The 17,797-nt window shown below is 71.8% G+C and carries 17 protein-coding genes and 1 riboswitch; of the genes, 14 read left to right on the top strand and 3 right to left on the bottom strand.

Translation table 11 applies throughout. The annotated features are described in order from the left end of the window. The first annotated feature begins 6 nt into the window (after window positions 1-6). From gcvH to ABD297_RS11415, 7 genes are all read left to right on the top strand, one after another. Window positions 7-396 carry a glycine cleavage system protein GcvH gene (gene gcvH / locus ABD297_RS11445; RefSeq protein ID WP_344255058.1) on the top strand — a complete coding sequence of 130 codons (390 nt, stop codon included), beginning with the start codon at window positions 7-9 and terminating at the stop codon, window positions 394-396. 163 nt (window positions 397-559) lie between these two features. Further along, on the top strand, window positions 560-1,030 hold the full coding sequence (locus ABD297_RS11440) for an FHA domain-containing protein (RefSeq protein ID WP_344255057.1): 471 nt from the start codon (window positions 560-562) through the stop codon (window positions 1,028-1,030). Beyond that, window positions 1,027-1,752, top strand: coding sequence for a transcriptional regulator FtsR (gene ftsR, locus ABD297_RS11435; protein ID WP_344255056.1), 726 nt, complete (start codon window positions 1,027-1,029; stop codon window positions 1,750-1,752). The genes ABD297_RS11440 and ftsR overlap by 4 nt, the downstream gene beginning before the upstream one ends. A gap of 41 nt (window positions 1,753-1,793) precedes the next feature. Continuing rightward, entirely contained in the window at window positions 1,794-2,315 is a 522-nt protein-coding gene (locus tag ABD297_RS11430) for a bifunctional nuclease family protein (RefSeq protein WP_344255055.1), read from the top strand. Window positions 2,316-2,532: 217 nt separating this feature from the next. Next, window positions 2,533-3,117 (top strand): MerR family transcriptional regulator, encoded by a 585-nt coding sequence (locus tag ABD297_RS11425; protein ID WP_344255054.1) that lies wholly within the window; start codon window positions 2,533-2,535, stop codon window positions 3,115-3,117. A gap of 127 nt (window positions 3,118-3,244) precedes the next feature. After that, window positions 3,245-3,344: riboswitch (glycine riboswitch) on the top strand. An 80-nt stretch (window positions 3,345-3,424) separates the two neighbouring features. Continuing rightward, entirely contained in the window at window positions 3,425-6,352 is a 2,928-nt protein-coding gene (gene gcvP / locus ABD297_RS11420; protein WP_344255053.1) for an aminomethyl-transferring glycine dehydrogenase, read from the top strand. A 104-nt stretch (window positions 6,353-6,456) separates the two neighbouring features. After that, window positions 6,457-7,944 carry a glutamate-cysteine ligase family protein gene (locus tag ABD297_RS11415; RefSeq protein WP_344255052.1) on the top strand — a complete coding sequence of 496 codons (1,488 nt, stop codon included), beginning with the start codon at window positions 6,457-6,459 and terminating at the stop codon, window positions 7,942-7,944. A gap of 117 nt (window positions 7,945-8,061) precedes the next feature. Here the strand turns inward: ABD297_RS11415 and ABD297_RS11410 are convergent, their stop codons facing one another. Then, window positions 8,062-8,691, bottom strand: coding sequence for a histidine phosphatase family protein (locus ABD297_RS11410; protein ID WP_344255051.1), 630 nt, complete (start codon window positions 8,689-8,691; stop codon window positions 8,062-8,064). Window positions 8,692-8,762: 71 nt separating this feature from the next. Between ABD297_RS11410 and ABD297_RS11405 the strand changes: the two genes are divergently transcribed. After that, window positions 8,763-9,650, top strand: coding sequence for a PhzF family phenazine biosynthesis protein (locus ABD297_RS11405; protein WP_344255050.1), 888 nt, complete (start codon window positions 8,763-8,765; stop codon window positions 9,648-9,650). Window positions 9,651-9,653: 3 nt separating this feature from the next. Next, window positions 9,654-10,193: a DUF1697 domain-containing protein gene (locus ABD297_RS11400; RefSeq protein WP_344255049.1), complete on the top strand. Its 540-nt coding sequence runs from the start codon at window positions 9,654-9,656 to the stop codon at window positions 10,191-10,193. A 110-nt stretch (window positions 10,194-10,303) separates the two neighbouring features. Here the strand turns inward: ABD297_RS11400 and ABD297_RS11395 are convergent, their stop codons facing one another. Beyond that, window positions 10,304-11,065 carry a TrmH family RNA methyltransferase gene (locus ABD297_RS11395; RefSeq protein ID WP_344255048.1) on the bottom strand — a complete coding sequence of 254 codons (762 nt, stop codon included), beginning with the start codon at window positions 11,063-11,065 and terminating at the stop codon, window positions 10,304-10,306. A 108-nt stretch (window positions 11,066-11,173) separates the two neighbouring features. On the opposite strand from ABD297_RS11395, the gene ABD297_RS11390 reads away from it, so the two are divergent. The 3 genes from ABD297_RS11390 to ABD297_RS11380 all read left to right on the top strand — a co-directional run bounded on the left by ABD297_RS11390 (window position 11,174) and on the right by ABD297_RS11380 (window position 14,457). After that, on the top strand, window positions 11,174-12,334 hold the full coding sequence (locus ABD297_RS11390; protein WP_344255047.1) for an LLM class flavin-dependent oxidoreductase: 1,161 nt from the start codon (window positions 11,174-11,176) through the stop codon (window positions 12,332-12,334). Beyond that, entirely contained in the window at window positions 12,331-12,951 is a 621-nt protein-coding gene (locus tag ABD297_RS11385; RefSeq protein ID WP_344255046.1) for a CE1759 family FMN reductase, read from the top strand. Before ABD297_RS11390 ends, ABD297_RS11385 begins: the two co-directional genes overlap by 4 nt. Window positions 12,952-13,200: 249 nt before the next feature. After that, entirely contained in the window at window positions 13,201-14,457 is a 1,257-nt protein-coding gene (locus tag ABD297_RS11380; RefSeq protein ID WP_344255045.1) for a Tle-like phospholipase domain-containing protein, read from the top strand. A gap of 158 nt (window positions 14,458-14,615) precedes the next feature. Here ABD297_RS11380 and ABD297_RS11375 read toward each other — a convergent pair whose 3' ends face one another. After that, window positions 14,616-15,002, bottom strand: a complete 387-nt coding sequence (locus ABD297_RS11375) for a GNAT family N-acetyltransferase (protein WP_344255044.1) — start codon at window positions 15,000-15,002, stop codon at window positions 14,616-14,618. A 122-nt stretch (window positions 15,003-15,124) separates the two neighbouring features. Here ABD297_RS11375 and ABD297_RS11370 point away from each other — a divergent pair, with 122 nt between their 5' ends. After that, window positions 15,125-15,745, top strand: coding sequence for an L-threonylcarbamoyladenylate synthase (locus ABD297_RS11370; protein WP_344255043.1), 621 nt, complete (start codon window positions 15,125-15,127; stop codon window positions 15,743-15,745). Window positions 15,746-15,808: 63 nt separating this feature from the next. After that, a complete protein-coding gene (locus ABD297_RS11365; protein WP_344255042.1) occupies window positions 15,809-17,770 on the top strand; it encodes an amylosucrase in 1,962 nt (653 codons plus the stop codon). Window positions 17,771-17,797 lie beyond the last annotated feature (27 nt).

Genomic DNA, 17,797 nt, shown 5'->3' with positions numbered 1-17,797 from the left:
AGCGACATGAGCGAGCTGGACTACCCCTCTGACCTGCGCTACACCAGCGACCACGAGTGGGTCCGCGTCGGCGACGACGGGGTCGTCCGCATCGGCATCACGGCCTTCGCGCAGGACGCCCTGGGCGACGTCGTCTACGTCTCCCTCCCGGCCGTCGGCGACACGGTGACTCCCGGTGACTCGTGCGGCGAGGTCGAGTCGACCAAGTCGGTCAGCGACGTCTACGCCCCGCTCGAGGGTGAGGTCACGGCCACGAACTCCGCCCTCGACTCCTCACCCGAGCTGATCAACTCCGACCCTTACGGCGAGGGCTGGATGTTCGAGCTTCGCCTCGCCGACGCCTCGTCGGTCGACGGGCTCATGGACGCCGCGGCCTACACGGCCTCGCTCTCCTGATCCGTCAGCCGGACGAAGCGCCACCCAGCCCCACCCAGCGTCACCCTGTTCCACCCAGCCTCACCGGGGGCATCCGTACGCCGTGGAGCCGGGCAGGATAGGACCTGCCCGGTCTACTAGAGTGGATGCACCCGAATCCGCCCGCACCACAGAGGAGGACCGCATGTCGAGCAACCCGCCCGACCACGACGACATGGACGTCGAACCCCGCACCATGCGGTTCCAGGGCGTGCCGTCGCAGGACAGCGACCACGTCGACACCGTCGTGCCGCGCGGCCTTTCGGCCGAGGACCAGGCCACCATCGACGCACTGCGACCGGGCACGGCCCTGCTCGTGGTTCTCCGGGGGCCCAACACCGGCGCCCGCTTCCTGCTCGACGACCAGCAGGTGGCCGCCGGCCGTCACCCGGACTCGGACATCTTCCTCGACGACGTGACCGTCTCGCGCAAGCACGCCCTGTTCGTCGCCCAGGGCGGCGGCTACCTCGTGCGGGACGCCGGCTCGCTCAACGGCACCTACGTCAACCGGCAGCGCATCGACGAGGCGCCCCTGCAGCTCGGCGACGAGGTCCAGATCGGCAAGTTCCGGCTCGTCTACTACTCGTCCGGAGCGCCCCAGACCGCATCGGCATGACCGCTGGCTCGGTGGCGGGCGACGCGGCCGCGCCCGCCCCACGACGGTTGACGATCGGCAAGGTTCTCGCCGCGCTGTCCGCGGACTTCCCGGACGTCACGGCCTCGAAGATCCGCTTCCTCGAGGCCGAGGGGCTCGTCCTGCCCCACCGCACCGCCTCGGGGTACCGCACCTACACGGAGGACGACGTGCGCCGCCTGCGCTACGTCCTGACGGCGCAGCGTGACCGCTACTGGCCGCTCAAGGTCATCCGGGAGGCCCTCGACGCCCTCGACCGCGGCCTCTCCGAGCCGGGGGACGACCCCGGCGGACGTCCGCAGCCGCCCGCTCCGGGTCCGGACCCCGACGTGCCCGGTCCCGCTGACCTGCTCCCTCGACCCGACGTGGCCCTCACCGGCCCCGAGCTGCGCGAGGCGACCGGGATCGACCGCGCGACGATGCACGCCCTGGAGACGTACGGCCTGCTGCAGCCCGACGACCGGGGCCACTTCGGGCACGAGGCGCTCTCGATCGCCGCTGCCGCCCGCACCCTGTCCGACCACGGGCTGGAGCCGCGCCACCTGCGCCCGTTCCGCACGGCCGCCGACCGCGAGGTCGGACTCGTCGACCAGGTGCTGGCCACCCGGCGGGGGAGCGGCACCCGCGAGGAGCGGGCCGCCGAGATCGCCTCTGCCTGCATCGCGCTCCACGTCGCGCTGGTCCGCGCGGGCCTCTCCCGCTGAGGCCCGTCCGTCCCGGCCACGGGCCGGGGTACGGTGGAGGAGTGAGAGAGGTCGATGTCCTGGGCGTCCGTGTCGAGATGCCCACGAACCACCCGATCGTGCTGCTCCGGGAGCGGGACGGAGGGCGATACCTGCCGATCTGGATCGGGGCCGCCGAGGCTGCCGCGATCACCTATGCCCAGCAGGGCGTCGTGCCACCCCGCCCCCTGACCCACGACCTCATGCGTGACCTGCTGGCCGTCCTCGGGCACGAGCTGACCGAGGTGCGCATCGTCGCGCTCAAGGACTCCGTCTTCCACGCGGCCCTCGTCATCGACGGCAAGGTCGAGGTGGGCTCGCGCGCCAGCGACGCCATCGCGCTCGCCCTGCGCACGGGCGCCAAGGTGCTGGTCGAGCCGGCCATCCTCGACGAGGCCGCGATCGTCGTCTCTTCGGAGGAAGACGACGAGGTCGAGCGCTTCAAGGAGTTCCTCGACCACGTCTCGGCCGAGGACTTCGAGGGCCCGTCGCCCGAGTCGCAGGAGCCCGGCGACCGACCGGACCTGCCCGACCGCCCCGACTGACCAGGATCGACGGGGCTGCCCGTCCACAGACTCTGACCTTCAGGTAGACATATAAGCTTGCGTCTCGACCCCGACACGCCCGTCGCCCGACCGCGAGGGTGATTGACCGGAGGCGGGACGCGGCCTACCGTCAGAGAACGACGTGAGTGTAGTTATCTGGATGTCGTCTGCGCGTTCGCACCACCGCGATTCGCAGCCTGAGCACGAGGAGGACGGCATGGCCGCCATCGAGGACGCGCGTGACACCGGTCGGGCCCTGCCCGTCGGGTCCCAGGGCCTGCTGTTCACCGACGACCTGCCCGAGCTCGACGTCGACAGCGGCTACCGCGGGCCGACGGCCTGCAAGGCTGCCGGCATCACCTACCGGCAGCTCGACTACTGGGCTCGCACCGGCCTCGTCGAGCCGTCCGTGCGCAGCGCGACCGGGTCGGGCACCCAGCGCCTCTACGGCTTCCGCGACATCCTCGTCCTCAAGGTCGTCAAGCGCCTCCTCGACACCGGGGTCTCGCTCCAGCAGATCCGGGTCGCCATCAGCCACCTGCGTGAGCGCGGCGTCGAGGACCTCGCCCAGATCACCCTGATGAGCGACGGCGCCTCGGTCTACGAGTGCACCTCGGCCGACGAGGTCATCGACCTCGTCCAGGGCGGACAGGGTGTCTTCGGCATCGCCGTCGGACGCGTCTGGCGCGAGGTCGAGGGCGAGCTCGCCCACCTGCCGAGCGAGCGGGCCGACGACGACACCGCCCTCGAGCACCCTGACGACGAGCTGACCGCCCGCCGTCAGGCCCGCCGGATGGCCTGACCACCCACCACCAGCCGACGCAGCCCGCCTGCGCCACCTCTTGCGGCACGGCCCGTCCGGACATCCCGGCCGGGCCGTTCGCGTGACCGGACTTCCAGCGCCTGCTGGTAGATTCGACAGTGCCGATCGACCCTGCGTGGGAGAGTCCTCGGGGTGCGCAGCACCTGCGAGGCGCCGAAGGGGCAACATCCCCGGAACCTCTCAGGCGCCAGGACCACGCGGGTGAGGCAACTCTGGAGAGGTCCCTTCACCGGGCTCGACAGACGGGGAGCGTGTGTCGTCCGCTCGAACCCGTCAGGAGCCCCGCATGTCGATCGACCACCTCGTGCCCGTCACCACCGGAACGTCCAGCGAGACGGTGATGGCCGACTTCGTCAGCCGCCACGTCGGACCGGCCGGTGACGACGTGCGCCACATGCTCGAGGTGGTGGGACAGCCCAGCCTCGACGCCATGTGCGACCGCGCCATCCCCGGCGCCATCCGCTCCGAGTCACCGCTCCGGGTCGAGGCGGCGGCGAGCGAGAGCGCCGTCATCGAGGAGCTGCGAGGGTTCGCCTCCCGCAACACGGTGCTCACCTCGCTCATCGGCCTCGGCTACTACGGCACCGTGACTCCTCCGGTCGTGCGCCGCAACGTCCTCGAGAACCCGGCGTGGTACACCGCCTACACGCCCTACCAGCCGGAGATCTCCCAGGGCCGCCTCGAGGCCCTGCTCAACTTCCAGACGGTCGTCACCGACCTGACGGGGCTCGACGTCGCGGGCTCCTCGCTGCTCGACGAGTCGACCGCCGCGGCCGAGGCCATGTCGCTCATGCGCCGGGCGAGCAAGGCGGCCGCGGACGCCGTCGTCCTCGTCGACGAGCGGCTCTTCCCGCAGACGATCGCCGTCATGCGCACGCGCGCCGAGGCCCTCGGCCTTCCCCTGCTCGTCACGGACCTGCGCGGCGTGACCGACGCCGAGTCGCTGTCCGCCGCCGCGGACGGCAAGGCTGTCGTGGGCGCCATGGTGCAGTACCCCGACGCCACCGGCGAGCTCGTCGACTGGGCGCCGCTCACCGGTGCCGTGCACGAGGCCAAGGGCCTGGTCACGGCCTGCGCCGACCTGCTCGCCCTGACGCTCGCCGCGGCGCCCGGCGAGTGGGGCGCCGACATCGCCGTGGGCAGCGCCCAGCGCTTCGGTGTGCCGATGGGCTTCGGCGGTCCGCACGCCGGCTACATGGCCGTCCACCGCGGGCTCGAGCGCCAGATCCCCGGACGCCTCGTCGGGGTCTCCGTCGACGCCGAGGGACACCAGGCCTACCGCCTCGCCCTGCAGACCCGCGAGCAGCACATCCGTCGCGAGAAGGCGACCTCCAACATCTGCACCGCGCAGGTCCTCCTCGCGGTCATGGCGAGCATGTATGCCGTGTGGCACGGCCCCGCCGGCCTCGTGGCCATCGCCAGGCGCGTCGGTGCGCTCACCGCCGGCCTGCGCGGCGCGCTGGTCGACGGCGGTCTCGACGTGGAGACGACGTCGTACTTCGACACCCTGACCGTCGTGGTGCCCGGTCGCGCCGACGAGGTCGTCGCCTCCTTCTCCGACCGCGGAATCAACGTGTGGCGCGTCGACGGCGACCGCGTCTCCCTGAGCCTCGACGAGACGTCCACGCCCGCAACGGTGCTCGCGGTTCTCGACGGCTTCGGCGGCACCGCGTCAGACGACGTGGCGGCGCGTGCTGTCGAGTCGGGTGCACACGGCATACCCGAGGGTCTGCAGCGCACGACCGAGTTCCTGACGCACCCGGTCTTCCACGCGCACCACTCCGAGACGGCGATGCTGCGCTACCTGCGCCGTCTCTCCGACCGCGACTTCGCGCTCGACCGCGGCATGATCCCGCTCGGCTCGTGCACGATGAAGCTCAACGCGACGACGGAGATGGAGGCCATCACCTGGCCGGAGTTCGCCAACCTCCACCCGTTCGCCCCGGCGGAGCAGACCGAGGGCATCCGCGCCCTCATCGACGACCTGTCGGGGTGGCTGTGCGAGATCACCGGCTACGACGCCGTGTCGCTCCAGCCCAACGCCGGCTCCCAGGGCGAGTTCGCCGGCCTGCTCGCGATCCACGCGTACCACCAGGCGCGCGGCGAGGGCCACCGACGCGTCTGCCTCATCCCCGCCAGCGCCCACGGCACCAACGCCGCCTCGGCCGTCATGGCCGGTCTCAAGGTCGTCGTCGTCAAGACGGCCGCGGGCGGCACCGTCGACATGGACGACCTCCGCGCCAAGGTCGAGGCCCACCGCGACGACCTCGCCGCGATCATGGTGACCTACCCCTCGACGCACGGCGTCTACGAGGACACCATCACCGAGCTGTGCGAGCTCGTCCACGAGGCGGGCGGCCAGGTCTACGTCGACGGGGCCAACCTCAACGCTCTCGTCGGTCTCGCCCAGCCGGGCAAGTTCGGCGCCGACGTCAGCCACCTCAACCTGCACAAGACCTTCTGCATCCCGCACGGCGGCGGTGGTCCCGGTGTCGGCCCGGTGGCGGTCCGGTCGCACCTCGCGCCGCACCTGCCCAACCACCCGCTCGCCGCGGAGGCCGGCCCCGACACCGGGGTCGGGCCCGTGTCGGCGGCTCCCTACGGCTCCGCGAGCATCCTGCCGATCTCGTGGGCCTACGTGCGCCTCATGGGCGGCGAGGGCCTGCGCCACGCCACCCAGATGGCCGTCCTGGGCGCCAACTACATCGCGGCGCGGCTGCGCGAGCACTACCCGGTGCTCTACTCGGGCCACGACGGACTCGTCGCCCACGAGTGCATCCTCGACGTCCGTCAGATCACGGCCGAGACGGGTGTCACGGTCGACGACATCGCCAAGCGCCTCGTCGACTACGGCTTCCACGCGCCGACGATGAGCTTCCCGGTCGCCGGCACGCTCATGGTCGAGCCGACCGAGTCCGAGAACCTCTACGAGCTCGACCGGTTCTGCGACGCGATGATCGCGATCCGCGGCGAGATCGAGGCGATCCGCGGCGGCGAGGTCGCCGTCGGGGACAGCATGCTGCGGCACGCGCCCCACACGGCGCTCAACATCGCGGGGGAGTGGGACCACCCCTACGACCGCACCGCCGCCGCCTTCCCGGTCGGCGTCCACGCCGCCGACAAGTACTGGCCGCCGGTCAGCCGCATCGACGGCGCCTACGGCGACCGCAACCTCGTCTGCTCCTGCCCGCCGCCGGAGGCCTTCGAGGGCTGAGCCGCCACATCGGAGCGGTCACCGCGTGGGGCGAGAACGACCCGCGGGTGACCGCTTCGCGTGCGCCCCTCGCGCCGGGACCCCGAGTGTGGTTGTCTCCTCACGTGGGAGCCGACGTCGAGCAGGCCAGATACACCCGCGAGCAGCGGCAGCAGTACCGCGAGAAGGTGCGCCGCGACCTCGACGTGTTCGAGCGCATGCTCGGCAAGAGCGAGTTCGAGTTCGACCGCCCCATGACGGGTCTCGAGATCGAGCTCAACCTCGTCAACGAGGACCTCGGTCCCAAGCTCGACAACAAGAGCGTGCTCGAGCAGATCGCCGACGAGGACTACCAGACCGAGCTCGCGCGCTACAACATCGAGCTCAACGTCCACCCGCGCCCGCTGCCGGGTGACTCCGCCATCGAGCTCGAGCAGCTGCTGCGCGAGTCGCTGAACCGGGCCTCGGCCAAGGCCGCCGAGGCCCATGCCGGCATCGTGGCCATCGGCATCCTGCCGACCGTCATGCCCGAGCACTTCGAGGGCGACTGGATCAGCGAGAACATCCGCTACGCCGCCCTCAACAACGCCGTCCTCGACGCCCGTGGCGAGGACGTCTGGCTCGAGCTCGAGGGCCCGACGGGGGAGCGCATCGCGCGCTACTCCGACAGCCTCGCCCCCGAGTCGGCGTGCACCTCGATCCAGCTGCACCTGCAGGTGCAGCCCGAGCGCTTCGCCGACCACTGGAACGCCGCCCAGGTGCTCGCCGGCCCCCAGCTCGCGCTCGGCGCCAACTCTCCCTTCTTCCTCGGGCAGCGCCTGTGGGCCGAGACGCGCATCCCGCTGTTCACCCAGGCCACCGACACGCGCTCGGTCGAGCTGAAGAACCAGGGCGTGCGTCCTCGGGTCTGGTTCGGCGAGCGGTGGATCACCTCGATCTTCGACCTCTTCGAGGAGAACGTCCGCTACTTCCCGGCCCTGCTGCCCGAGCTCTACGACGAGGAGCCGGAGGAGGTCTTCGAGCGGGGCGAGGTCCCGGAGCTCAAGGAGCTGCGGCTGCACAACGGCACCGTCTACCGCTGGAACCGCCCCATCTACGACATCGTCGGCGGTCGCCCGCACCTGCGCGTCGAGAACCGTGTGCTCCCGGCGGGCCCGAGCATCGCCGACGTCATGGCCAACGCCGCCTTCTACTACGGCACGATGCGCGTGCTCGCCGAGGAGGACCGTCCGGTGTGGACCCGGATGAGCTTCTCGGCCGCCGAGGCCAACTTCGAGGAGGGCGCGCGTCTGGGCATCGACGCCCGCACCTACTGGCCCGGCTTCGGCGACGTGCCGGCCGCCGAGCTCGTGCTGCGGCGCCTGCTGCCCATGGCCCACGAGGGTCTCGAGCGGTGGGGCGTCTCCGCGGCGGTCCGCGACCGCTTCCTGACGATCATCGAGCAGCGGTGCCTGCTCGGGGTCAACGGTGCGTCGTGGCAGACCGAGTGCGTGGCCCGGCTCGAGGCCCGGGGCCTGCCGCGCGACAAGGCCCTTCGAGAGATGCTGCGCCACTACATCGACGGCATGATGGCCAACGAGCCGGTGCACACCTGGGAGCTTCCCCGCGACTGACGGCTCGGTCCGGGAGCGGACGACGCCCCTGACGGGGCGTGGGCAGGCCTGAGCCACGGACCAGCCCGCGTATGCCGTGAGCCCTGGCACCCGGCATACGCGAACGCCCCGTCGTGGTCAGTCCTCGGAGAGCAGGCGCCAGGGCGAGAGGTTGTACATCCCGAGGCAGCGGGTCGAGCGGTGGTGGGTCAGGACGCTCATCGAGCCGGCATCGAGGACGAGCTGCTGGCCGAAGCGCGGGTCCACCCCGAGGAAGGTGGCGGTCAGCACGCGCAGGGCATGGCCGTGGCCGAAGAGGGCGACGTCGCCGTGCTCGAGGTCGGGCCAGACCTTGTCGATGACCTGCTGGGCGCGGGCCGACACCTCCTCGATGGTCTCGCCCGGGGTGACGCCGGGCTGCACGCCGTCGACGAACACCTCCCACGGGTGGCCGATCTCGGCACTGATCTGCTTCGTCGTGACGCCCTCGTAGGCGCCGTAGTCCCACTCGCGCAGGAGCGGCTCGACCTCGAAGTCGCCGAGACCCGCCAGCTCGGCCGTGCGCTTGGCACGCTGCAGCGGGGAGACGAGCACGCGCTCGAACCGGTGCTTGCGCAGCACGTCGGCGAGCTCGCGGGCCGCGGCCTCACCCTCGGGCAGGAGCGGGAGGTCGGTGGTGCCGGTGTGCTGCCCGCTCAGCGACCACTCCGTCTCGCCGTGCCGGAAGAGGTAGATGTTGCCGGGAACGACGCCGTCAGGGGTGGCCATGACCGCCACAGTATCGGCGTGCGTGTCCTCCGGCCCCCGCCGACCACCGACGCTCCGGCAGACTCGGTCCCATGGACCTCGCCTTCGAGCTGCTCAACGTCTTCTCCATCGCCGGCCGGCCCTTCTCGGGCAACCCGCTGTGCGTCTTCCCGGAGTCGGGGGGCCTCACCGACGAGGAGATGCTGGCCTGGGCGCGGCAGTTCAACCTCAGCGAGTCGACCTTCGTCACCTCGTCGGGACAGGGCGCGCCGGGAGAGGCGGACGTGCGCATCTTCACGCCGCAGCACGAGATGCCGTTCGCGGGCCACCCGACGCTCGGCACGGCGGAGGTCGTCGCCGGCCTGGGCGTCACCGGTGGGACCGGCAGCCGCACCGACACCGTGCACCTGTCGATGCCGGCCGGCCGGATCCCCGTCGTCCGGACCGACGCCGGGTGGCGGCTGACCGCACGACCGGCACGGCTTCGGGAGGTGGCCCCGACCGGAGCGGAGCTCGCCCAAGCGCTGGGGGTCGCCCCGGCGGCGCTCGTGCGCTCCGACGCGAGCTGGGTCGACACGGGTGTCGAACAGCTCGTCGTGCGGCTCGACGACGTCGACAGCGTCCGCGCCTGCGACCCTGACGCGCACCTGATGGCGGAGCACATGACCTCGCCGGGTCGGCCACCCCACGTCTACGCGTGGGCCTGGAGCGGGCCCCGGAGCATCGAGGCCCGCCTCTTCTACACGCAGGGGCAGGCCGTCCTCGAGGACCCGGCCACCGGGTCGGCGTGCGCCAACCTCGGCGGCTGGCTCGTCGCACAGGGCACTCGCGAGGTGTCGCTCGAGGTGAGCCAGGGCGCCGCGGTGGGTCGGCCGTCGAGGCTGCTGCTCGAGATCGCCGCACAGGGTGGCATCCACGTCGGAGGGCGTGTCGACCGCGTCGGCCGGGGCACTGTCTCCCTCACCCCCGAGGGGGTCTGAGCCGTGGCCACCTACATCTGCTTCCTCCGGGCCGTCAACGTCGGCCAGCGCTGGGTGAAGATGGAGCGGCTGCGAGCGCACCTGTCCGACAACGGGTTCGGCGACGTGGTCACCCACATCCAGAGCGGCAACGTCCGGGTGAGCTCGTCGATGCGCAGCGGCGCAAAGGTCGAGGCAGCCCTGCGCAGCCTCGTCAGCGACGAGTTCGGGTTCGACGTGCCCGTGGTGGTCCGGACGCCCGCCGAGCTGCGACGCACGGCGGCCGTTGCCGACGCTGCCGACTCACCGCTGGGCGCGGACGCGAGGCGCTACGTCACCTTCACCACCGGTGGCATCGACGCCGAGGGGCGGCGGGCACTCGAGTCGTGGGAGGAGCCCGGAGAGCGCGTCGTCGTCCTCGGCGACGACGTGCTCCTCTTCCTCACCAAGCCCGCCCACCAGGCGAAGCTGACCAACGCGAGGCTCGAGCGCCTCGCGGGAGTGACCGGGACCGCCCGCGACATCAAGGTCGTGCGGGCCCTCGCCGAGAAGTGGGCCGGCTGACCCGGCGACCAGCCGACCGGGTGCGACCCGCGGGGACGGCCGCGTCCAGCGCGTCCGGAAGGGACCACACGGCATACCCGACGGCGGTCGGGCGGGGAGTCCGAACCGCGTCAGAGGCGGGAGCGGCGGACGAGCTCGAAGCAGACGACCGCTGCGGCCGCGGAGACGTTGAGCGACTCGACCCCGGCCGCCATGGGGATCGACACCCACGTGTCGACGAGGTCGGCGACCTCGGGGGTGAGCCCGGCGGTCTCGCTGCCGAGGACGAACGCGACCGGCTCGGGCAGGTGGGCGGCGAAGAGGTCGTCGTCGCCGCCGGCGTCGAGCCCGACGACGTGGAAGCCCTGCCGCTTGAGGGATCCGACAGCCTCCGCGGCCGTGAAGGCCTTGAGGATCGGCGCCCGGAAGGCGACCCCGGCCGACGCCTTGACCACGAGCGGGTCGAGCGACGCGACTCCCTTGCGCGGCACGACGATGCCGTCGACCCCCGCGGCGGTGGCGGAGCGCAGGATCATCCCGACGTTGGCCGGGGTGGTCACCCCGTCGAGCACGAGGACGGCTCGAAGCGACGCCAGGTCCTGCTCGAGCGCGACGTCGAGGGGCCGCATGCGGGGGGCCACGACGTCGGCGAAGACACCTTGGTCCTGGCGGCCGTTGCCCGCGAGCTTCTTGACCCGCTCGGCGCTGGCGTGCTGCACCTCGACGCCCCGTCGGCGGGCGGCCTGCTGGATCTCGCGCAGGCCGCTGCCCCGCGCCCCGTCGGCGATGACGACCTTGTCGACGTGGACCGAGTCGTCGAGGAGGACCTCGTGCACGGGGTTGCGCCCGTAGACCGTGATGAAGCGGTCCTTGGGGGAGATCTCTGCGCTCACCGCGACAGGATGCCACAGGGCCCGACGGGCGGTGCGCCGCGCGGGAATGGGCGAGGGGCGTGCGACGTTCGGTATGATTGAATCGTCAATCAAAAGGAGCTGGGACACATGCAGTTCGGGATCTTCACCGTCGGCGACGTCACGACCGACCCGACGACGGGGCGCACGCCGACCGAGCACGAGCGCATCAAGGCCACCGTCGCCATCGCCCGCAAGGCGGAGGAGGTCGGTCTCGACGTGTTCGCGACGGGGGAGCACCACAACCCGCCGTTCGCCGCTCCGGCCAACCCGCCCGTGCTGCTCTCCGCGGTCGCGGCACAGACCGAGCGCCTCGTGCTGTCCACCTCGACGACCCTCATCACGACCAACGACCCCGTCCGGATCGCCCAGGACTACGCCTACCTCCAGCACCTCAGCGACGGCCGCATGGACCTCATGCTCGGGCGCGGGAACACCGGCCCGGTCTACCCGTGGTTCGGCAAGGACATCCGCGACGGCATCCCGCTCGCGATCGAGAACTACGCGCTGCTGCACCGCCTGTGGCGCGAGGACGTCGTGGACTGGCAGGGGAAGTACCGCACGCCCCTGCAGGGCTTCACCTCCACGCCGCGCCCGCTCGACGGCATGCCGCCGTTCGTGTGGCACGGCTCGATCCGCAGCCCCGAGATCGCCGAGCAGGCCGCCTACTACGGCGACGGCTTCTTCTCCAACCACATCTTCTGGCCGGCCAGCCACACCAAGCAGATGGTCCAGCTCTACCGTCGCCGCTTCGAGCACTACGGTCACGGCAGTGCCGACCAGGCCATCGTCGGCCTCGGCGGCCAGGTCTTCATGCGCAAGAACAGCCAGGACGCCGTCCGCGAGTTCCGTCCCTACTTCGACAACGCGCCCGTCTACGGGCACGGCCCGTCGCTGGAGGAGTTCACCAGCCAGACGCCGCTGACCGTCGGCAGCCCGCAGGAGGTCATCGAGCGCACCCTGTCCTTCCGTGACTACGCCGGCGACTACCAGCGCCAGCTGTGGCTCGTCGACCACGCCGGGCTCCCGCTCAAGACCGTCCTCGAGCAGCTCGACATCCTCGGCGAGGAGGTCGTGCCGGTGCTCCGCAAGGAGTTCGCAGCCCTCAAGCCCGCGCACGTGCCGGACGCCCCGACCCACGCCGCCCGGGTCGCCGCCGCCGGTGGCGGCCACGACACCACCGTCTACGCCGCCGGCGACGACGTCACCGGCGCCTCGCCCGAGCCGACCACCCTGGAGGTGACCAAGTGACCACGCAGACCCCCTTCCACCTCGCCGTCGTCACGGCCGGCGTGACCCAGCCGTCCTCGACGCGGCTGCTCGCCGACCGCCTCACCGAGGCGACGGTCCGTGCCCTCGCACCCAGCGAGGTCGTCGTCGAGGTCGTCGACGTGCGCGACGTGGCCCACGACCTGACCAACAACGTGCTCACGGGCTTCGCCTCGCCCGACCTGCAGGTGCGCCTCGACGCCATCGTCGAGGCCGACGCCGTCGTCGTCGCTACCCCCGTGTATGCCGCGTCGTACAGCGGGCTGTTCAAGATGCTCGTCGACGTGTTGCCGAAGGACGCGCTGCGCGACACCCCGGTGCTGCTCGGCGCGACCGGAGGCACGGCCCGCCACTCGCTCGCCATCGACCACGCGCTGCGGCCGCTCTTCGCCCACCTCGGAGCGCTCGTCGCGCCGGTCGCGGTGTTCGCGGCCAGCGAGGACTGGGGCAGTGTCGACGCAGGCCGTCTCGGGGAGCGCATCGAGCGGTCGGGCGCGGCCTTCGCCGCGCTCGTGCAGGGCTCGCCGCGCGCCGCCCGCGTCGACCCCTTCGCCCAGGTGACGCCCTTCGAGTCGATGCTGACCGACCTGCGGCGCTGATCCTCGGCCCTGGCGTTCGGCGCCTGGCGGCCCCGGTCGGACCACGTGGTCCGACCGGGGCCGTCCGGCTGTCCATGTCGCTGGTCGGCGGGCTCGCACGCGGGGTGGGGGAGTGCGGGCGGCCAGCGGCGGACTCGCCCCGTGAGCTCGCCGTCGCCCGGACGCGGTGCGACACGCGGGGAGTCCTCCCCATGGACCCGCCCGGCGGGGCCACCTACCGTGGGGCCCACCATCGACAGGAGGCCAGACGTGCTCTACCGCAAGGGTGCCGATCCCGAGTCCCTCGAGCGCACCGCGCGTGAGCTCACCGCGTGCGCCGCCGAGGTCGACGGCATCCGGTCGACCGGGACGCGGGCGCTCGCCGTCATCGGTCGCTCGTGGGGCGGCGACGACGCCCAGTCGGCGCAGGACCGTTGGCGCACCACCTCGGCCTCGCTCGGTGCCCTCGGCTCCACGCTCGACGCCATGTCACGCCGGCTGACCGACAACGCCCGGGCGCAGCGCGGGACGAGCCAGTCAGCCGGCGGGTCCGTCAGCCCCCTCGGCCCCCTCGGTCCGCTCGGGCCGCTCGGTCCGCTCGGGCCGCTCGGCTCGTCCGGTCCGTCCGGACCCTTTCCGGGGCTGTTCCCGGGCCTCGGGGGGAGCGCCACCGTCGGCGCGGCGGCGTGGCCGACGTCCTTCGCCGACCAGGCACGCGGCACGTCGCCCCAGCCCATCGACCTGAAACTGGCCGACATCGCCGACAACGTCTACGCGCCCCGCCCCGTCGACGGCTGGACGCCGCTCGACGGCGACGCGCTGCGCCGGCTCGGGATCGATCCGGCCGGACTGCACACCTCGGGCGGGTTCGACGCCGCCGTCTACCGCAACGACGCCGGCCAGTACGTCCTGGCCTACGCCGGCACCACCTCGATGAGCGACTGGGGCACCAACCTCCAGCAGGGCATCGGCCTTCAGAGTGCCCCGCACGAGCAGGCCATCCGCCTGGCACAGACGCTCGAGCGGTCCGTCGGCAGCGAGAACATGGTCCTCACCGGCCACTCCCTCGGCGGCGGCCTGGCGAGCACCGCCTCGGTGGCGACCGAGATCCCGGCGGTCACCTTCAACGCCGCCGGAGTCCACCCCAACACGGTAGAGACCGCGATGCACATGGGTGCGGGGGAGTCGGGCTACTCACCGGACCAGATCCGCAACTACCACGTGCGTGGGGAGATCCTGACGACCCTGCAGAACCCGCTCGGCTCGTTCGTCGACCACGCGCCGCCGGTCGGTGACACCCCGCTCCCCAACGCGCTCGGCACGCAGATCGCCATCAACCCGGCCCACGGTCCCGAGGTCAAGATCTCGAAGTGGTCCGCGATGGTCTCGGCCGCGGTCCCCACCATCGCCCCAGCGGTCATCGGTGCCGACGCGGGTCTCGACCTGCTCGGCTGGTCCACGAACGCCCACGGCGGGCAGTCCGTCGTCGACGCCATGCAGGCGAGCGCCTACTTCGGCAAGCAGTGACCCCGGACTGACCCCGGAGTGACCCACGACCGGCCCACGACCGGCCCACGACTGACCCACGTCAGGCAGGAGAGATGCACGACTGGTCACTCCTGCCTGACCGGGAGGGACAAGCTCGGTCAGCACCCCCCGGAACCTGGCGGGACGGCCCTGGCGCCTCAGCCCGCCACGCGGGAGGCCCGGTCGGCCGCCTCGAGGTCGGCCGGCGTCGGCGCGAGGACGTGGCCGGCATACGGCTCGGGGTGACGGCCCAGGTAGGCCTTGACGTAGGGACACAGCGCGACGATCGACCGCCCGGAGGCCACCGTCGCGTCGAGGGCCGTCGAGGCGAGGCGCGCAGCCAGCCCCTGACCCTCGTGGTCGGGGCGCACCTCGGTGTGGAAGAACACGACGCGGTCCGCACCGTCGGAGGCGTCGCCCGCGACGACCGCGTAGCTCGCGATGCCGATGACCTCACCCCGCTCACGCAGCTCGAACCGACCGTGCCCGCCGTCGACGGGGTGGTCGACGACCTCGATGCCGTCGGCTCCGTCGACAGTGCTCACGCCGCTCCCGTCCGTCCCGCCGGTCCTGTCCGGGGACGTGCCCGCCGTCCCCGGTGCGTCCGACACGACCCGGTCCTCACCCGCATGCTCAGTCATGCCGGCCAGCATGGCAGGCTGGGCCCATGGCGAAGTACTTCGACGTCCACCCGGTGGACCCGCAGCCCCGGGCCATCGGCCAGGCGGTCGAGATCCTGCGGTCGGGCGGCCTCATCGCCTACCCCACCGACTCCTGCTTCGCCCTCGGGTGCTCCCTCGACAACCCCGAGGGCAAGGAACGCATCCTGCGCATCCGACACCTGGACGACAAGCACCACTTCACGCTCGTCTGTGCGGACTTCGCCCAGCTGGGCCAGTTCGTCCACCTCGACAACTCGGTGTTCCGCGCCATCAAGGCGGTGACACCGGGTCCCTACACCTTCATCCTCCCGGCGACGAAGGAGGTGCCGCGACGACTCCTGCACGCCAAGAAGAAGACGGTGGGCGTGCGCATCCCCGAGCACCCCGTCGTGCGCGAGCTGCTCCGCGAGCTGGGCGAGCCCATCCTGTCGAGCACGCTCCTGCTCCCGGGCGACGACGAGCCGATGACCGAGGGCTGGGAGATCAAGGACCGGCTCGACCACGTCATCGACGCCGTCATCGACTCGGGGGAGTGCGGTCTCGAGCCGACGACCGTCGTCGACTACTCCGACGGCCACCCGGTCGTGACCCGGGTCGGGGCAGGGGACCCCAGCCCCTTCGAGTGACACGCGGCGCGTGACGGCGGTCGGCACCTGTCGCCGGAGCGCGTAGTGCTGTTCAATCGGGCCATGAGCGAAGGCGCCCAGGGCGTGGGACCGACCACCGAGTCCGTCACCTCCGTGCTGGAGGGCCTCGACGAGGCCGACCGCGAGACGATCACGCTGCGTCTGGAGCGTTGGTCCGACGACCTCGTGGCGGCGCTCGCGGTGCTCTACCCCGACCGGGACGTCTCGGCCCTCGCCGTGCGACTCATCGAGAGCGCGGTCGCGGCCTACAGTGACCGGTCCCCGGAGCTCCGTCGTCTCGACCAGCGACGCCTGCTCCGTCCCGACTGGCTCCAGCAGCCGAGCATGTTCGGCTACGCGTGCTACACCGACCGCTTCGCCGGCGACCTCGAGGGGCTGCGCGGTCGCATCGACTACCTGCGTGACCTCGGGGTCAGCTACCTGCACCTCATGCCGCTGCTCCAGCCGCGTGAGGGCGACAACGACGGCGGCTACGCGGTGCAGGACTACCGCAGTGTCAGGGCCGACCTCGGAGACATCGACGACCTGAAGCGCCTCGCGAGCGACCTTCGGGGACAGGGCATCTCGCTTGTGCTCGACCTCGTGCTCAACCACGTGGCGCGCGAGCACGAGTGGGCTCGACGGGCCAGGGCGGGGGAGTCGCACTACCGCGACTACTTCCACGTCTACCCGGACCGCGTGATGCCGGACGCCTACGAGCGGACCCTCCCGGAGGTCTTCCCCGACTTCGCGCCGGGCAACTTCACGTGGGACGACGCGCTCGAGGGGTGGGTCTGGACGACGTTCAACGAGTGGCAGTGGGACGTCAACTGGGCCAATCCCGACGTGCTCGTCGAGTACGCCGACATCGTGCTCCACCTCGCCAACCTCGGGGTCGAGGTGCTGCGCCTCGATGCCATCGCCTTCACCTGGAAGCGGCTCGGGACCAACTGCCAGAACCAGCCCGAGGTCCATGCCGTCACCCAGGCCCTGCGCACAGTGGCCCGAATCGCCTGCCCCGCGCTCGCGTTCAAGGCCGAGGCGATCGTGGGACCCCGCGACCTCGTGCAGTATCTCGGCCAGGGCGAGCACGCCGGCCGGGTCAGCGACCTCGCCTACCACAACAGCCTCATGGTCCAGGTGTGGTCGATGCTGGCCACCGGCAGCACGGGCCTGACGAAGCAGGCCCTGTCGGCCCTGCCGACGACGCCGCCCAGCGGTACCTGGATCTGCTACGTGAGCTGCCACGACGACATCGGGTGGGCGATCGACGACGGCGATGCGGCGGCTGCCGGCCTCGACGGCCATGCCCACCGTCGGTTCCTGTCGAACTGGTATGCCGGTGAGCATCCCGGCACGTGGGCCGACGGCCTCGTCTTCCAGCACAACCCGGCCACCGGGGACAAGCGCATCAGCGGGACGGCCGCCTCGCTCACCGGGCTCGCCGCGGCCGAGGCGCGTGGTGACGCGTCGGCCACCGGGCTCGCCCTGGCGCGGCTCTTCCTGGCCCATGCGGTCGTGGCGGGGTGGGGTGGCATCCCGGTCGTCTGGAGCGGGGACGAGCTCGGCATGCCGAACGACCCGTTCTGGGCCCTCGAGCGCGGCCACGAGGACGACAACCGCTGGGCCCACCGGGGCCGGCTGGACTGGGGTCTGGCCGCTCGCCGGCACGACCTCGAGACCGTGCCGGCCAAGGTCTTCCTCGGCCTGCGTCACCTGGCCGCGGTGCGGGCGGGCCTGCCGCAGCTGCATGCTGCCGGGCCCACCCGTGTCCTGCTCGACACCGACGACGGCGTCCTGGCGGTGGTCCGCACGCACCCCAGCGGACCGATGGTGTGCGTCTACAACGTGACCGACACGTGGCGGACCGTCGACCTGCGTCACTTCACCGACGCCGGGATCACGGCTCCCTTCGACGCGCTCGGGGGCTACCCGGTGTTCGGTGGTGCGGACGGGCGGGCGTCGTTGAGCCCGTATGCCGCGTGGTGGGTCGTCGACGCGCCGGCAGAGGTGCCCCACGCCTGAGACCTCGCTTGGTAAAGGTTATGATGT

It is taken from the genome of Terrabacter carboxydivorans, from assembly GCF_039532035.1.
Taxonomy (GTDB): Bacteria; Actinomycetota; Actinomycetes; order Actinomycetales; family Dermatophilaceae; genus Terrabacter; species Terrabacter carboxydivorans.
The sequence above is the reverse complement of the archived record's forward strand: the minus strand, read 5'-3'. Positions and strand labels throughout refer to the sequence as shown.

Excerpts from the sequence above, each read along its gene's own strand:
- gcvH (WP_344255058.1), top strand. The coding sequence starts at position 7 with ATGAGCGAGCTGGACTACCCCTCTGACCTGCGCTACACCAGCGACCAC.
- ABD297_RS11440 (WP_344255057.1), top strand. The coding sequence starts at position 560 with ATGTCGAGCAACCCGCCCGACCACGACGACATGGACGTCGAACCCCGC.
- ftsR (WP_344255056.1), top strand. The coding sequence starts at position 1,027 with ATGACCGCTGGCTCGGTGGCGGGCGACGCGGCCGCGCCCGCCCCACGA.
- ABD297_RS11425 (WP_344255054.1), top strand. The coding sequence starts at position 2,533 with ATGGCCGCCATCGAGGACGCGCGTGACACCGGTCGGGCCCTGCCCGTC.
- gcvP (WP_344255053.1), top strand. The coding sequence starts at position 3,425 with ATGTCGATCGACCACCTCGTGCCCGTCACCACCGGAACGTCCAGCGAG.
- ABD297_RS11410 (WP_344255051.1), bottom strand. The coding sequence starts at position 8,691 with ATGGCCACCCCTGACGGCGTCGTTCCCGGCAACATCTACCTCTTCCGG.
- ABD297_RS11405 (WP_344255050.1), top strand. The coding sequence starts at position 8,763 with ATGGACCTCGCCTTCGAGCTGCTCAACGTCTTCTCCATCGCCGGCCGG.
- ABD297_RS11390 (WP_344255047.1), top strand. The coding sequence starts at position 11,174 with ATGCAGTTCGGGATCTTCACCGTCGGCGACGTCACGACCGACCCGACG.
- ABD297_RS11370 (WP_344255043.1), top strand. The coding sequence starts at position 15,125 with ATGGCGAAGTACTTCGACGTCCACCCGGTGGACCCGCAGCCCCGGGCC.
- ABD297_RS11365 (WP_344255042.1), top strand. The coding sequence starts at position 15,809 with ATGAGCGAAGGCGCCCAGGGCGTGGGACCGACCACCGAGTCCGTCACC.